Source organism: Haloarcula sediminis, assembly GCF_035656455.1.
Taxonomy (GTDB): Archaea; Halobacteriota; Halobacteria; order Halobacteriales; family Haloarculaceae; genus Haloarcula; species Haloarcula sediminis.
In genome coordinates this window covers 723,555-738,074 of record NZ_JAYMGA010000001.1, presented here as the reverse complement: position 1 = coordinate 738,074, position 14,520 = coordinate 723,555, and the positions used below count along the sequence as shown (strand labels likewise).

Sequence of the window (14,520 nt, the reverse complement as noted above, 5' to 3'; positions counted from 1 at the left end):
GTGTCGAGCGATGGAAGGGCAAGCACGGGCGCCGGCTGCCGGGACCGTCCTGAACGCGCTGGCGACGGGCCGCGGGTCGGCGTTCGCTATCGACGAGTACACGACAGCGACCGTCGAACTCTCGACGGAACGGGAGGACGTGACCGGGGAGGTGGCCGCCGCTCCCGACGCCGACACTCGCCTCGTCGAGCGTTGCGTGGAGTACGTCATCGACGCACATGGCGGGGCCGTGGGGATGCCCGCGGTGTCGGGCGGGTCGGTTCGAACCGAGAGCGAGGTGCCGATGGCCTCCGGGCTCAAGAGTTCGAGCGCGGCCGCCAACGCGACCGTGATGGCGGCCCTCGACGCCCTCGATGCCACCGAACGGATGACCCGCGAGGACATGGCGCGGCTTGGCGTGATGGCCGCCCGCGACGTGGGCGTCACCGTCACGGGTGCGTTCGACGACGCCTCGGCGTCGATGCTGGGCGGCGTCACCATCACCGACAACGAGAGCGACGACCTGCTCGCCCGCGAGGCGGTCGACTGGGACGTGCTCGTCTGGACGCCCCCGGAGCAGTCCTTCTCGGCGGACGCGGACGTGGACCGCTGTCGGCAGATAGCGCCGATGGCCCGGCTCGTCGAGGAGCTGGCCCTCGACGGCGACTACCAGCGCGCGATGACGGTAAACGGGCTAGCGTTCTGTGCGGCGCTTGGCTTCGACACCGAGCCGATAGTCGAGGGCGTCTCGCAGGTCGAGGGCGTCTCCCTGTCGGGCACCGGCCCGTCCTTTACCGCCGTCGGCGAGCGCGAGGCGCTCGAACAGGTCAGAGAGTACTGGGACGAGCGACCCGGAAGAACCTTGCTGACGACCACACAAACGGATGGGACACGGACACTATGAGCTCGAACCCCGAGGAGATGTCACTGGAGGAACTGCGCGAGGAGATACGCACTATCGACCGCGAGATCGTCGAGAAAATCGCCCAGCGGACCTACGTGGCCGACACCATCGCCCAGGTCAAAGCGGAGCAGGGGCTCCCGACGACTGACGAATCGCAGGAACAGGCCGTGATGGACCGCGCGGGCGAGAACGCGGAGCAGTTCGACGTTGATGCGAACCTGGTCAAGGCCATGTTCCGACTGCTCATCGAGTTGAACAAGGTAGAGCAACGCGAGAACCGCTGACGCCGCCACGCGCCGGCGGTGGCAGTTTTGCTCCCGCCGGTCGACGTACGATACACGTGTGTCGCAGCCGACGACTGTTGCTACAGTTCACTCATGGCTACATATAAAACAGCCATCACTCCGCCGCCGGGCCGGTACTTTTAAGTTACTCTCCCACCACCTATCAGGTGACGCTTCGCTTGGAGGGCCGAAGCGTCAGCGGGGACCAATTCAGGGCGGCAAGCGGCCGCATTTTCGGCGGCCGCTTTCCACTTACTTCGCTGCGAAAATCCGTTAACGGCGCTGCTGTGTCCGTACTTCGCGTGTGTCACTGCGACGGGACAGGCCCGCAGCCGGCCCGACTACTCGATAGAGAGGTCGCCGCCCTCGCCCGCGTTCTCGGGCCACTCCAGTTCCAGTTCGATGCTGAGTTCGCCGTCCCCGTCGGTCGGCCCCTCGCGTTCGGCCTTGACCTCGAACTCCACCTCACTCGGCGGCTGCATCGTCAGGGACTGGTCGCCCGCTCGCAGCGTCACGTCGGAGCCGGACTCCAGCGAAGCCGCGAGGGTCCGGAGGTAGTCCGCGACGGCGTCACGGCCCATCAGCTGTTCACTCTCGAACAGGGTTTTTTCTGGCATACTAACAGATGGTCGCGCCGGTAGATAATTCCACCGGCGATTCGGGGCGGGTACGTGACCGAAAACTGACCTGTCTTCCAGGCCGGTGGCTGTGTCTGTTTCGTCGCGTCGGGCCCGCTACGAACTGTTTCGCTCACACGCCGGTGCTGGAAACTCGCCTACCCGACATATTTAAATGGTTCGAACCCTGATATATGAGCGAGAGCAGACGATGTACGACCTGACCGGGTTTCAGCGGGATCTCCTCTACGTTATCTCGGGCCACGACGAGCCACACGGGCTCGCGATCAAGGAGGAACTGGAGGACTACTACGAGAAGGAGATCCACCATGGCCGGCTCTACCCCAACCTCGACACCCTCGTCGACAAGGGGCTCGTCGAGAAGGGCCAGCGCGACCGCCGGACGAACTTCTACACGATGACCCGCCGCGGCCGCCGCGAACTCGACGCCCGCCGCGACTGGGAGAACCAGTACGTCGACAGCGAGGCGGACGCCTAGGAGGGGTCCTCGGTGCCCGACGCCGGCGTCACGTCCTCGCCCGGCGTCGGTCCCTCCCGCTGACTGTCGTTCACGCCGTCTAGCTCCGGGTCCCCCACCTCGTCGCCGACGAGGTTCGTCGGGTCGACGCCGCTGGGGCGGGCCTCACCCTTGACGATGACCGGGAGGACGATTCTGGCGAAGTGGGCGACAAGCACCAGTATCATCGGCGCGAGAAAGAGCCCGTACCAGCCAAACAGGAACGGACCCAGGACGTACGCGAACATCAGGGTCCCCGTGTGCAGTCCGGGGTTCGCGTCCGACTCCGGCGTCGATTTCCGCCTCCCAAACGGGCCAAGCGGGAGCGACCCGCCGCCCGAGACGTACGGTCTGACGACGAGGTCCGGTATCGTGTCCACGACGACGAACGCGACGCCGACGAACAGCGCGACGAACCACCACTCACCGCCGTCCAGGCCCGCGTCGACGGCGATGTACAGCGACATCGGCACGTAGACGATTTTCATGCCGATGATGGGGATGAGACTCGCCGCGCCCGCGAGCAGTCCCGTCAGTGCCGGGTACGGCACCCCGAGGCCGGCCGGCGCGGCGAAGTCGACGAGGCTGAACGCGATGGCGCCGATGGCGCCCGTGACAATGGCGTTCAGGATGTTCCCGTAGAACACCTTATGGAAGCTCCGGTCGACCTCGTGGAAGTACTGGTCGAGCACCCCCCGGCGGTCGAGAAAGCTCTTTGCCCACTCGGCGAGTCGCGGGCCGTCCCGGAGCAGGTAGAACGCGAGCGCGAACATGACGAACGCGTGGACGAGCCCGGTCCCGACGACGCCGAGATAGCCGACGAACTGCCCCAGCGTGTCGACGACCGTCTCCGGTCCGGCCGCGTCCGAGAGCAGCGTCTGTGGGCTCTTGACGACCTCCGAGACGTTGATGTAGGGCCCGACGGCGTCGGCGTAGGGGCCGAGGTCGGTCGTCTCGGCGAACCGGCTGAACTCCTGGACGGCGATGGCGATGGTGTAGTAAAGCAGGGCCAGCACCGGCAGCGCGAGCAGGAGCAGCGAGAGCATCGCCGACAGCGTCCGCTGGCGGATCCGGCCCTGGACCCGGCGGTACAGCGGGCGCGTCGCGTAGTAGATGAAGATGCCGAAGACGAACGTGCCGATAAACGAGTACGTAACGAACACCACTGCGGCAGCGAGTACGACACCAAAGCCGATCCAGAACGCACGCGGCCAGTTGACATCTACGTCGTACTCAGCCATAATACGGGGTTCCGATGGATCGAACAAAAAGCTACCTCGATAGGTGGCGGCCGTATCCGGATGTGCGCCGCCCCGGTTCGGTGTCGCCGACCTCGGTGAGACTTTCGACGACAGTCCGTATTTGTCGCCTCGGGCCGTAAGTAGACCGTGTCGACACCGATACAGCTCGTCGCCGGGATAGACGCCGGCATCCTGCGAATCCTGCTCGCGGGCGCGCTCGGGATGTTCCTCGGGCTGGAGCGGGAGTGGTCCCAGAAGTCCGCGGGCATCCGGACGTTCGCGCTGGTCAGCCTCCTGGCCGCGGTGTTTACCGTCACCGAGCGCGACACCCTGCTGGCCTTGGGCGGGGTGCTCGTCATCGTCCAGGGGATACTGCTGGCCGTCCAGGGGCTCCGGTCGGAGGAGCCGACGCTGTCGCTTACTACCTCCGTCTCGCTGCTCGTGGCGTACGGCGTCGGCGCGGTCGTGGCGGCGGGGTACATCCTCGAAGGCGTGACCGTCGCCGTCTTCTCGTCGCTGTTGCTCGTGTTGAAACGGGAGCTCCACAGCTTCGCCTGGGGGCTGAGCAAGCAGGAGCTCCGGTCGGGGACGGAGTTTGCCATCCTCGCTTTCGTCATCTACCCGCTGTTGCCGGCCGAGCCGGTGGAACTTCCCGGGGACGTGCTCGGCGTCACCCTGGAGCTGCGGGTGGTCTGGCTGATGGTCGTGTTCGTCGCGGGCATCGGCTTCGTCAACTACGCTATCGTCCAGACCTACGGCGGGCGTGGTATCGCCGTCACCGGTTTCTTCGGCGGGCTGGCCTCCTCGACGGCGGTCGTCGGGACGATGATCGACCACGTCCGCCAGGAACCGTCCGCGTCGTCCTACGCCGTGGCCGCCATCATGCTGGCCGACGCGGCGATGGCGCTGCGGAACCTGCTCATCACCATCGTCTTCACGGTCGAGAGCGGGCTTCTGGTCGCACCGCTGCTCCCGCTTGGCGCCGTCATCCTCGGGAGCGTTGCCGTCGCGGCCTACGCCGCCGACTGGTCTCAGGAGGTCGAGATGGACCTCACCAGCCCGTTCTCGCTGCGGGGCGTGCTGGCGTTTGGCGGCGTGTTCCTGCTCGTGGTCGTCGTCGGCGGCGTCGCCAGCGCCCGCTTTGGCACCGCCGGGCTCTACGTCACGTCGGTCCTCTCGGGGTTGGTCTCCAGTGCCGGCGCGACGACCTCGGCCGTGTTGCTGTATCGGGGTGGCGCTATCGGCGAGACCACGGCGATGGTTGCCATCCTGCTGGCGACCGCGGCCAGCATCGCCGTCAAGGCCGGGCTGACGGCGCCGGGTCCAAATCGGAGCTTCGCCGCGCGGGTCGCGCTCTGGAGCTCGGTGGTCCTGGGCGGTGCGAGCCTGCTCGCGGTCGCGATACTTCTCTAGAACTGATAGCGCCGGTCGTCCTTGTCCTGTGCCTGGGGGAACTGGTTGCCGCCGGCCATCTCGTCGAAAGTCATCCCCGAGAGGAACTCGTCGTACGTGCAGTCAAAGCCAGACCGGAGGTGGAAATCGAGCGTCCCGCGCTCGACGGTCGACTGGAACAGCATGTGAATCGCCCGCCGGACGAGTTCGTCGGTGTCCTCGGGGTCCAGCGCGACCGACAGCATCGCCAGCTCGTTGCGCGTCTCGCGGTCCAGCGAGACAGCCAGGTCGTCGTCCAGGTCGGCGTACCGGTCCTGCATCTCCGACTGCAGTTCGTCGAGTGTCATACCAGCGTGAACGGCCAGCCCGCAGAAACGACTTGCGACTCAACCACCACACACAAATCCGGCAGAGCCAAACGCCCGCCAATGAGTGACCAGTCGGGAGACAACGAGTACCTCCCGAGTGCCGTCCCCGCAGTACAGGACGCCCTCGTCGAGTGGTACGAGGCCGACCACCGCGAGTACCCGTGGCGCCGGACCGACGACCCCTACGAGATTCTGGTCTCGGAGGTGATGAGCCAGCAGACCCAGCTGGACCGCGTCGTCGCGGCCTGGGAGGACTTCCTGGAGCGGTGGCCCACGGTCGAGGCCCTCGCGGCGGCCGAGCGGGGCGACGTGGTCGGCTTCTGGACCGACCACTCGCTGGGGTACAACAACCGCGCGAAGTACCTCCACGAGGCCGCCGGGCAAGTGGTCTCGGAGTTCGACGGCGAGTGGCCGACCGACCCCGACGGCCTCTCGGAACTGATGGGCGTCGGGCCCTACACCGCCAACGCCGTCGCCTCCTTCGCGTTCAACAACGGGAACGCCGTCGTCGATACGAACGTCAAGCGGGTCCTCTATCGCGCCTTCGACGTGCCCGACGACGACAGCGCCTTCGAGGCGACGGCACAGCGGCTCATGCCCGAGGGGGAGTCCGAGGTGTGGAACAACGCCATCATGGAACTGGGCGGGGTGGCCTGCGAGAAGACGCCGGACTGCGACGGGGCGCAGTGTCCCTGGCGCGAGTGGTGTTTGGCGTACCAGTCGGGCGATTTCACCGCGCCGGACGTGCCGACCCAGCCCGAGTTCGAGGGGTCGCGTCGGCAGTTCCGTGGCCGGGTCATCAGCGTCCTCAACGAGTACGACGAACTCCCGTTGGACGAACTCGGGCCGCGTGTCCGCGTCGACTACGCGCCCGACGGCGACCACGGCCGCGAGTGGCTGCGGGGCCTGCTCTCGGACCTCGCGGACGACGAACTAGTGACCGTCACGGAGGACGGCGGTGAGACCGTCGCCAGCCTCCGGCGCTGACGAGGCGAGTGACTGACAGCCCCTACTCGACCGTCTCCCGGCCCAGCAGCGGCGCCGCGACGCGGCGGATGGCGCGCCTGACCTTCCGGCGGGTCCGCGAGTTGGCCTCGTAGTCGACGCCGTGGTTGTCGAGCCACTCCCGCATCGCCGCCGACCCTGCCTCGCGGTCGATGTCGAGCTGTCTCGCGTGTTTGAGCGGGTGGCGCAGCCAGTTGTACTCCCAGTGGGCATAGATATCGTGACACTCGGGGGCACGGCGGGTGAGGATGACGTGGAGCTGTCGGTCGGCAAGAGGTGCCCGGCGGAACGTCCAGCTCCCGTTGGGGTCGGAGCCGACTGCGGGCTGGTGGTACCAGCTGACCGGCCCCCAGGCGAAGCCGCCCCGCTCCAGTTCCCGCTCGAACTCGGACAGCGACAGGGCCACCGTCCCGACGTAGCCGTCCCGTCGCAGCCGGAACTCCGGCTGGCCGACCAGCCGCGCGGCGGCGGTCAGCCACGGGCCGACCAGATGCCGGAGGCGATAGGGGAGGTCGGGTCGCAGATCCGCGATGGTTGCTCGCATGGGCGAACCTACGGGCGCCAGACCTACCAAACTACGCTCCGGACCCGGCGGTCTCACCACGGCGGGGTGCGATACCCCTTTGGCCCGCCCCTGTCAGGATGGACACATGGCACGACCGCACGTCGTCGGTGTCGTCGGCAGCCTCCGCGACGAGAGTTACACCCGCATCGCCGTCGAACGCGCCCTCGACGCGGCCGCCGACGCCGGCGGGACGACCGAACTGCTCGACCTGCGGGCGTACGACCTCCCCGTCTTCGACGCGGACGACCCCGCGGCGGGCGACGCGCCCAAGGTCACGCGCCGGCTTCGCGAGGCCGACTCGATACTGCTCGGAACGCCGGTGTATCACGGCTCCTACTCGGCGCCGCTGAAGAACGCGCTGGATTACTGTGGCTTCGACGAGTTCGAGAACAAGACCGTGGGCCTGTTGGCCGTCGCCGGCGGCGGGTTCCCCATCACCGCGCTGGACCATCTGCGGTCGGTCTGTCGGTCGCTGGACTGCTGGGTCATCCCTCACCAGGCGGCCGTCCCGCGGGCCCGAAACGCCGTCGAGAACGGACGGATTACCGACGAGGGCATCGAGGAACGGGTCGCTCGGCTGGGCGAGGAGGCCGTCCAGTACGCGAACATCGAACCCGACCCGCCGTGTCTGGAGGCGGTGGAGAATCTCGGTGCTGACGATTGACCGTGAGAACAATATGTTCGAACTCGGAAGCGTCAGCAGCGAAGGTGCTGGCGACTGACTCCGACTCGGAATTCTCTTACTGACCGAGGACCCATCTACGGGCGTGACACAGTGGGTCGAGACCACCGGGACGGGTCGGGACCGCGGACCAGTGGCCATCGCGCGCGCCTGGGCGGAGGTACTCAGGCGACCGCGTCGGTTCTTCCGGACCGGTATCGCCCCGGGTGACCAGGCGCCGGGGCTCATCTTCGCGTCGCTGGTCGTGCTCGTCGAGGAGCTGGGGCGCTTTCTCGTGGTCGAACTCGCCGCCCGCGGCGTCGTCTCGACCGGCCCGTTCCCGTATCCCGCTATCGGCGGCTTCTCGCCCGGTGTGGCCGTGCTCGCTCTGCTTGCCATCATCGTCTTCGTCGCGCCCATCACGGTCCACCTGACGGCGGCGATACAGACGCTTCTGCTGGTCCCGACCGCGCCCGACCGTGGCGGCATCAGCGAGACGGTCCAGGTCATGTGCTACGCGATGGCGCCCTGTGTCGTCGCGGGACTGCCGTTCCCGACGCTGCGCGTGCTTGTTACGGTCTGGGGCGCGGCGCTGTACGTCGTCGGGACGGCCGTCGTCCACGAACTCAGCCTGCCGAAAGCCGCCGTGGTCGGCGCCCTCCCCGCTGCCATCCTCTTTGGCTACGGTTTCCGGGGCTTCGACGCTGTGACAGCACTGACGAGTGCGAGCGGATTTTAAGCGCGAGCGCGTAGGTCGGGTATGCTCACGCTGGACATCGACGACTTCATGCTCGAACTCAAGGACGGCGCGTTCAAGAACGTCGGCCCGTCGAACAAGGAGGCGACGGTCAAGCTCTACGACGTCGAGGGCGTCGACGTCCGCGAGTACGGCGACAAGCGCGTGAAACTCGCCTTCGAGGACGAACAGGGCAGCGAGATAGAGGTCGCGCTGTTCCCGGAACAGGCCACAGCAGTCCGAGAGGGCCTGGAGCTGCTCGAATCGGAGAGCGAGGTCTTCGAGTAAGCCCGGATTTTCTCGCGCGCGGAATTCGACAACAGTTTTAGGCCCCACCTGCTTGCATCGGGCAATGGGTTCGTGTATCATCTGCGGCACATCCGTCGACGGACACATCTGTGACCTCCACGAGGAGGACGCGTTGTTCGAGTTCCGAGGGAATAGCGCCGACCAGCTCAACGTTGGTCGATACTACCGCGGCAACGTGGACGGCTTCGCCGAGTTCGGCGTCTTCGTCGACATCGGTGACAGCGTCACCGGCCTGCTCCACCGCAGCGAACTGGACCAGCGACTCGACTCGCTGGACTGGGACGCCGGCGACGAGGTGTACGTCCAGGTCAAGAACGTCCGCGACAACGGCAACGTCGACCTGGGCTGGTCCATCCGACAGGCCGAAAGCGAGTTCCGCGGCGTGCTCGTGGACGACCCCGACGTGGGCCACTCCACGCTGCTGGAAGAGGACGAAGACGAGTCGGGAAACGCTGACGGGGACGGAGCGACCGCTCGGTCCCCCGACACGGACGACGAAGCGTCGGACGACACTGACGACGAGGCCGACGAGACAGACGATACCGTCTCTGGAACAGACGACGACGCGGCCGACGCGTCCGAGTCGGGAACGGCGACCGCGGCACCGGAAGCGGGCGCAGTGAGTCAGACGGGCGACGCCGACCGCGTGTCCGAAGCCGGCGGCACAGTCGGTTCGAACAGCGACGCCGACGAGTCGACCGAAACCGAGTCCGCGAGCGGCGACACGGCTGCTGTCGAAGCGGACGCCGAGGACGGACCGACGACGGTTCCCGTCGGCGCCCTCGCCGACCACGTCGGCGAGACCGTCCGACTCGAAGGCGAGGTCGTCGGCATCCGACAGACCTCCGGTCCGACGGTCTTCGAACTGCAGGACGAAAGTGGCACCGTCGACTGCGCCGCGTTCGTCGAAGCCGGCGTCCGCGCCTACCCCGACGTCGACGAGGGCGAGTTCGCCCGACTCGACGGCGAAGTGCGCGAGCGACGGGGCGAACTGCAGGTCGAGACCGAGGCGCTGACGGTTCTCGACGACGACGAGCGAGACGAGGTCGAGCGCCGACTCGCCGACGCGCTCGACGACGAGGCCAGACCCGACGCCGTGGAGCCCCTGGCCGAGGACGACACTGTCGATGCCCTCTCGGCCGACCTGGTCGAGGCGGCCACCGAGATCCGCAAGGCGGTACTCACCGAGCGGCCGGTCATCGTCCGTCACACCAACACCGCCGACGGCTACCTCGCGGGGAGCGCCCTGGAGCGGGCGACGCTCCCGCTGGTCACCGACCAGCACCGGCGGACCGACGCCCAGTACCACTACTTCGACCGCCGACCGCTGGAGGGCGGCGTCTACGACATGGACGACGCCACCAAGGACGCCTCGCAGATGCTCGACAACAAGGAGCGCCACGACGAGGCGCTCCCGCTGTTTGTCTTCGTCGCAGCCGGCGGCACCCGCGAGAGCCTTGACGGCTTCGACCTGCTGAACGTCTACGGCGCGCCCACGGTCGTCGTCGACGACATCGAGGTCGACGGCGCCGTCACCGACGCGGTCGACGCCGTCGTCTCGCCGAGCCTGGCCGACGCCCCCGACACCACCGCGACGACGCTCGCGGCCAACGTCGCCGCCCACGTCAACGAGGACGTGCGCGCGGACCTCCGACACCTCCCCGCCGTGAGCTTCTGGGAGGACGCCCCCGGGGCGTACGTCGACCTCGCGAGCGAGGCCGGCTACGACGCCGAGGCGGTCGCCCAGCTTCGCGAGGCCGTCGCACTGGAGGCACATTACCAGTCCTACGAGGACAAGCGCGAGCTCATCACCGACCTGGTCTTTGGCGACGACGAGAGCGACGTGGGCGGGCTGGCCGGCCACGTGGCAGAGCAGTTCCGCGAGAAGGTCGACGACGAGGTGGCCACCGCCGTGGCCAACCTGGAGTACCACACGGTCGAGGGGGCCGACGTGGCGGTGCTGGACACGGACGCCTACTCCCACCAGTACGAGTTCCCGCCGGAGACGCTCCTGCTTGACGAGCTCCACCGCTCGGTGCGCGACGAGGTCGACGCCGTCGTCGGTGTCGACACGGACACGCTGTACGTCCGGACCGACGCCGACCTCGACCTGCACGAGCTGGTCGCCGACGTCGACGAGGCCGTGCCCGAAGGCGGTGTCACCACCCGAAGCGTCCGAGACGGCTCGGTTCGCTATCTGGCCGGCGAGCGCGACGCGGTACTCGATGCGACGCTCGAACGGCTGGCCGAGGACCTGTAAGGGCACAGGGCTTTTCTCCCCGTGCGCTGTCGCTCCGCCATGAGCGACGGCCCCGTCAACGTTGCCGACCTCGACTGGACCGAACACGACCACGGCGACCGACAGTTCAAACGCAAGCAGTTGGGTTCGGCCGCGGGCGGCGAGCAGCTGGGGACCAGCCTCTACGAGGTCCCCGCCGGCAAGCGCCTGTGGGTCCGCCACTACCACGAGGGCAACGAGGAGTCCGTCTTCGTGCTGGAGGGGAGCGGCACGCTCTTTCTGGGACCGGACGAGAGCGCCCACGACCTCGAAGCCGGCGACTACGTCGCCCTCCCGGCCGGCGAAGAGGGCGCCCACGACATCGAGGCCGGCGACGACCGGCTCCGGCTGCTGATGAGCGGGACGATGGCGGAACCGGATATCACCGTCTACCCGGACCGGGACATGGTCGGACTCTACGCCGGCGCCGCGCCCGGCGGCGACAGCGAGTCGCGGTCGCTGTCGACGTATCTCGACTTACACGCGGAGCTGGACTACTGGGAGGACTGACTGCCCGTGGCCGAGCCTACGGCCTTTTTGGCGCCGTAGTAGGCCCACTCGCCCGCATAACAGAACACGCACCCGCGGAACGTGGGGCGTCCGCTGTCGTCGCCGTCGGCGCTGTCACTGCTCATACAGGACTACTGGGCCGCTCGCGACTTCAACTCTGTGGGCCTGTGCGAACTCCGCGCTCGCCCGAGCGACACGCTTATTCGGCCGTGTCGACCAGTTCGGGTAAGCGATGAGCACGGAGACGACGGAACCGGAGGAGACCGAGGCCTTCCAGCAGGTGTGTGCGGAGCTGGTAGAGCGCATCCTCGCCGGCGAGGTCGAACGCGATGACGTCGAGAGCGCCAAGATAGACGTCTGCCGGGAGTACTCGGCGCCGAAAGTTCCACAGAACTCCGAACTGCTCGACCACGCCCCACAGGAACACCGCGAGGTCCTGGAGGAGGTCCTCCAGCGCAAGCCGGTCCGCACCGCCTCGGGCGTCTCGCCGATAGCCATCATGACGTCGCCACACCGGTGTCCCCACGGGAAGTGCCTCTACTGTCCCGGCGGGCCGGACTCGGAGTTCTCCTCGGCCCAGTCCTACACCGGCCACGAGCCCGCCGCGGCCCGCGGCGAGCAAAACGACTACGACCCCTACGGCCAGGTCACGCTTCGGCTGAACCAGCTCCGGGAGATAGGCCACCCGGTCGACAAGGCCGAACTCATCGTCATGGGCGGGACGATGACCGCGCGGAGCCACGACTACCAGGAGTGGTTCGTCAAGCGGGCCATCGAGGCGATGAACGACTTCGACGTCGACGCCGACCCACAGCCGGCCGAAGATGTCAGCTTCGCGGAGGACGACTACGAGTTCCGGTATCTGGAGGACGTCATCGCGGAGAACGAGACCGCCGACGTACGAAACGTCGCGACGACCTTCGAGACAAAGCCCGACTGGTGTGACCCCGAGCAGATAGACCGGATGTTGCGGTTGGGCGGGACGAAAGTCGAGGTCGGCGTCCAGACGACCTTCGAGCGAATCAACCGCGAGATGCACCGCGGCCACGGCGTTCAGGCGAGCATCGACGCCAACCGCCGGCTGCGGGACTCGGCGTTCAAGGTCGGCTTCCACATGATGCCCGGTCAGCCGGGGATGTCCAAGGAGATGTGTCTGGAGGACTTCCGGCGCATCTTCGAGGAATCGCGCTGGAAACCGGACTACCTCAAGATATACCCCACCCTCGTCGTCCCGGGCACCGTCACCTACGACTGGTGGAAAAAGAACGACTTCGACCCGCTGAACAACGAGGAAGCCGCCGAACTCGTCGCCGAGATAAAGGACATGATTCCCCGCTACACGCGCCTCCAGCGGGTCCAGCGGGACATCCCGGCGGACTTCATCGAGGGCGGCGTCTGGAAGTCCAACCTCCGACAGCTCGCCTGGAAGGAGATGGAGAAACACGGCTGGAGCTGTGACTGTATCCGCTGTCGCGAGGCGGGCCACAAGGACGAGATAGCGGAGGACGTCGAGCTGAACGTGATGACCTACGAGTCCTGTGGCGGCACGGAGCACTTCATCTCCTTCGAGGACTTCGAGACTGACGTGCTGGTGGGCTTTTGCCGGCTCCGGTTCCCCAACAACCCCGTCAGGCGCGAGCTCGAAGACGCAGCGCTCGTCCGCGAGCTCCACGTCTACGGCAACTCGGTGGGCGTCGGCCAGACGGCCGGCGACGACGACCACCAGCACAAGGGGTACGGCAAGCGCCTGCTCGCGAAGGCGGAGGAGCTCGCCCGGGACGCCGGCTTCCCGAAGATAGCGGTCATCTCCGGCATCGGCGTCCGGCAGTACTACCGCGAGAAGCTCGGATACAAGCAGGACGGCCCCTACGTGAGCAAACGGCTGGAGTGACTCCGTGGGCGCAATCGTTCGGGAGACACGGATAGCTGCGCCCCGCGACCGCGTCTTCGACCTCGCGCGCCACGTCGAGGCCCACGTCGCGACGATGCCCGAGGAGCGCGCCGAGGGTGCGACCGGACTGCTGGAACTGGGCGAGCAGGTCACGTTCAAGCAACGGCAGTTCGGCGTCCCGTTCGAACTTACGGCCGAGGTCACCGGAATGGACCGCCCGCGCCGCTTCGTCGACGAGCAGCTATCGGGTGTCTTCGGCTCGCTCGTCCACGAGCACACCTTCGAAGAGGACGGTGACGGGACGCTAATGTCCGATACCGTGAAGTTCACGATGCCGCTGGGCCCGATAGGACGGCTCGGCGAGCCGGTCGCCCGACGGCGGCTCCGGGGGCTGGTCGACTACCACGCCGCCGGGCTGAAAGAACTGGCCGAGGGCGACGGCTGGCGTCGGTTCCTCGACAACTGAGAACTGTCCCCACGATACGGTGCCGTTTTCATCGGCGCCCACCTCCTGTCCCCATGGTCCGAGAACTCCGCCCCGGTGTCTGGCTGCTGGAGCTCGGCCTCGTCCCGCCGCTGGCGTCGAACGCCTATCTCGTCGACGAGCGGCTGGTCGGCACCGGGCGGGCGGAGCTGACGCTCGTCGATACGGGGCTGTGGTGGAACCGGCCGTCTATTGACAGCGAGCTGGCGACGCTGGGGTACGACGCCGGCGACCTCGACCGCGTCCTGCTCACCCACTACGACCTGGACCACGTCGGCGGGCTGAACCGGCTCGTCCCGGCGTTCGACGGGCCCGTCTCCGTCGGGCGGGCCGACCTCGACCTGCTTGCCGGGCGTTCGCAGCCGAAGTTCCTCCACCACAAGGGGCTGTTCCACCGCGTGAGCCGACGACTCTTTCCGCTGCCGGACCTCGCTCTGGAGCCGCTGGAGGACGGCGACACCGTCGGCGGGTTCACCGCCTACCACACGCCGGGGCACAACCCGGGCCACGTCGTCTACCACCACGCCGGCGCGTCGACGGCGTTTCTCGGCGACCTAGTGTGGGCGGGAGACGACGGCGGCCTGACGACGCCCTTCTGGGGGGACTCCTACGACATGGACGAACTCCGGGCGAGCGTCGCTGCACTGGCCGACCGGATTCCGGCCTTCGACGTGGCGGCGATGGGTCACGGCGACCCCGTCGTGACCGGCGGGAGCGACGCCCTGCGTGGGCTCGCCCAGCGGCTGTAACTCGCTGCCACCGCCCCCGCTTTCGCCTGG

At 67.5% G+C, this 14,520-nt stretch carries 18 protein-coding genes; 13 read left to right on the top strand and 5 right to left on the bottom strand.

Annotated elements, in window-relative coordinates; genetic code table 11:
- The first annotated feature begins 10 nt into the window (after nucleotides 1–10).
- Entirely contained in the window at nucleotides 11–883 is an 873-nt protein-coding gene (locus VJ162_RS03930) for a shikimate kinase (protein ID WP_324662510.1), read from the top strand.
- On the top strand, nucleotides 880–1,167 hold the full coding sequence (locus tag VJ162_RS03925) for a chorismate mutase (RefSeq protein ID WP_324662507.1): 288 nt from the start codon (nucleotides 880–882) through the stop codon (nucleotides 1,165–1,167). The genes VJ162_RS03930 and VJ162_RS03925 overlap by 4 nt, the downstream gene beginning before the upstream one ends.
- A 341-nt stretch (nucleotides 1,168–1,508) precedes the next feature.
- On the opposite strand, the gene VJ162_RS03920 is transcribed toward VJ162_RS03925, so the two are convergent.
- Entirely contained in the window at nucleotides 1,509–1,784 is a 276-nt protein-coding gene (locus VJ162_RS03920) for an amphi-Trp domain-containing protein (protein WP_324662506.1), read from the bottom strand.
- Nucleotides 1,785–1,995: 211 nt separating this feature from the next.
- On the opposite strand from VJ162_RS03920, the gene VJ162_RS03915 reads away from it, so the two are divergent.
- Nucleotides 1,996–2,283 carry a PadR family transcriptional regulator gene (locus VJ162_RS03915; RefSeq protein WP_324662505.1) on the top strand — a complete coding sequence of 96 codons (288 nt, stop codon included), beginning with the start codon at nucleotides 1,996–1,998 and terminating at the stop codon, nucleotides 2,281–2,283.
- Here VJ162_RS03915 and VJ162_RS03910 read toward each other — a convergent pair.
- Nucleotides 2,280–3,542, bottom strand: coding sequence for an AI-2E family transporter (locus VJ162_RS03910; RefSeq protein ID WP_324662504.1), 1,263 nt, complete (start codon nucleotides 3,540–3,542; stop codon nucleotides 2,280–2,282). The genes VJ162_RS03915 and VJ162_RS03910 overlap by 4 nt on opposite strands.
- Nucleotides 3,543–3,689: 147 nt before the next feature.
- Here VJ162_RS03910 and VJ162_RS03905 point away from each other — a divergent pair, with 147 nt between their 5' ends.
- Complete coding sequence (locus VJ162_RS03905) at nucleotides 3,690–4,955, top strand: MgtC/SapB family protein (protein WP_324662503.1); 1,266 nt, start codon at nucleotides 3,690–3,692, stop codon at nucleotides 4,953–4,955.
- Here VJ162_RS03905 and VJ162_RS03900 read toward each other — a convergent pair.
- On the bottom strand, nucleotides 4,952–5,281 hold the full coding sequence (locus VJ162_RS03900; protein ID WP_324662502.1) for a hypothetical protein: 330 nt from the start codon (nucleotides 5,279–5,281) through the stop codon (nucleotides 4,952–4,954). The genes VJ162_RS03905 and VJ162_RS03900 overlap by 4 nt on opposite strands.
- Before the next feature lie 81 nt (nucleotides 5,282–5,362).
- On the opposite strand from VJ162_RS03900, the gene VJ162_RS03895 reads away from it, so the two are divergent.
- The gene (locus VJ162_RS03895; protein ID WP_324662501.1) at nucleotides 5,363–6,289 is read left to right on the top strand and encodes an A/G-specific adenine glycosylase; all 927 of its coding nucleotides are present in this window, start codon (nucleotides 5,363–5,365) and stop codon (nucleotides 6,287–6,289) included.
- A 22-nt stretch (nucleotides 6,290–6,311) separates the two neighbouring features.
- Here VJ162_RS03895 and VJ162_RS03890 read toward each other — a convergent pair whose 3' ends face one another.
- Nucleotides 6,312–6,851 (bottom strand): hypothetical protein, encoded by a 540-nt coding sequence (locus VJ162_RS03890; RefSeq protein ID WP_324662499.1) that lies wholly within the window; start codon nucleotides 6,849–6,851, stop codon nucleotides 6,312–6,314.
- Between the two features lie 106 nt (nucleotides 6,852–6,957).
- On the opposite strand from VJ162_RS03890, the gene VJ162_RS03885 reads away from it, so the two are divergent.
- The 5 genes from VJ162_RS03885 (at nucleotide 6,958) to VJ162_RS03865 (ending at nucleotide 11,366) form a co-directional block, all read left to right on the top strand.
- The gene (locus VJ162_RS03885; RefSeq protein WP_324662498.1) at nucleotides 6,958–7,536 is read left to right on the top strand and encodes an NADPH-dependent FMN reductase; all 579 of its coding nucleotides are present in this window, start codon (nucleotides 6,958–6,960) and stop codon (nucleotides 7,534–7,536) included.
- Between the two features lie 103 nt (nucleotides 7,537–7,639).
- Complete coding sequence (locus VJ162_RS03880; protein WP_324662497.1) at nucleotides 7,640–8,272, top strand: YIP1 family protein; 633 nt, start codon at nucleotides 7,640–7,642, stop codon at nucleotides 8,270–8,272.
- A 21-nt stretch (nucleotides 8,273–8,293) separates the two neighbouring features.
- Entirely contained in the window at nucleotides 8,294–8,557 is a 264-nt protein-coding gene (locus VJ162_RS03875; RefSeq protein ID WP_324662496.1) for a hypothetical protein, read from the top strand.
- Between the two features lie 64 nt (nucleotides 8,558–8,621).
- Entirely contained in the window at nucleotides 8,622–10,838 is a 2,217-nt protein-coding gene (locus VJ162_RS03870) for a DHH family phosphoesterase (protein ID WP_324662495.1), read from the top strand.
- A gap of 39 nt (nucleotides 10,839–10,877) precedes the next feature.
- Nucleotides 10,878–11,366: a cupin domain-containing protein gene (locus VJ162_RS03865; protein ID WP_324662494.1), complete on the top strand. Its 489-nt coding sequence runs from the start codon at nucleotides 10,878–10,880 to the stop codon at nucleotides 11,364–11,366.
- Here VJ162_RS03865 and VJ162_RS03860 read toward each other — a convergent pair.
- Nucleotides 11,351–11,491, bottom strand: coding sequence for a hypothetical protein (locus VJ162_RS03860; protein ID WP_324662492.1), 141 nt, complete (start codon nucleotides 11,489–11,491; stop codon nucleotides 11,351–11,353). The two genes, VJ162_RS03865 and VJ162_RS03860, sit on opposite strands and share 16 nt — an antisense overlap.
- A gap of 107 nt (nucleotides 11,492–11,598) precedes the next feature.
- Between VJ162_RS03860 and VJ162_RS03855 the strand changes: the two genes are divergently transcribed.
- The 3 genes from VJ162_RS03855 to VJ162_RS03845 are packed head-to-tail and all read left to right on the top strand — an operon-like array spanning nucleotide 11,599 to nucleotide 14,490.
- Nucleotides 11,599–13,257 (top strand): tRNA uridine(34) 5-carboxymethylaminomethyl modification radical SAM/GNAT enzyme Elp3, encoded by a 1,659-nt coding sequence (locus tag VJ162_RS03855; RefSeq protein WP_324662490.1) that lies wholly within the window; start codon nucleotides 11,599–11,601, stop codon nucleotides 13,255–13,257.
- A gap of 4 nt (nucleotides 13,258–13,261) precedes the next feature.
- Nucleotides 13,262–13,723, top strand: coding sequence for an SRPBCC family protein (locus tag VJ162_RS03850; RefSeq protein WP_324662488.1), 462 nt, complete (start codon nucleotides 13,262–13,264; stop codon nucleotides 13,721–13,723).
- Nucleotides 13,724–13,776: 53 nt separating this feature from the next.
- Complete coding sequence (locus tag VJ162_RS03845; RefSeq protein WP_324662486.1) at nucleotides 13,777–14,490, top strand: MBL fold metallo-hydrolase; 714 nt, start codon at nucleotides 13,777–13,779, stop codon at nucleotides 14,488–14,490.
- Nucleotides 14,491–14,520 lie beyond the last annotated feature (30 nt).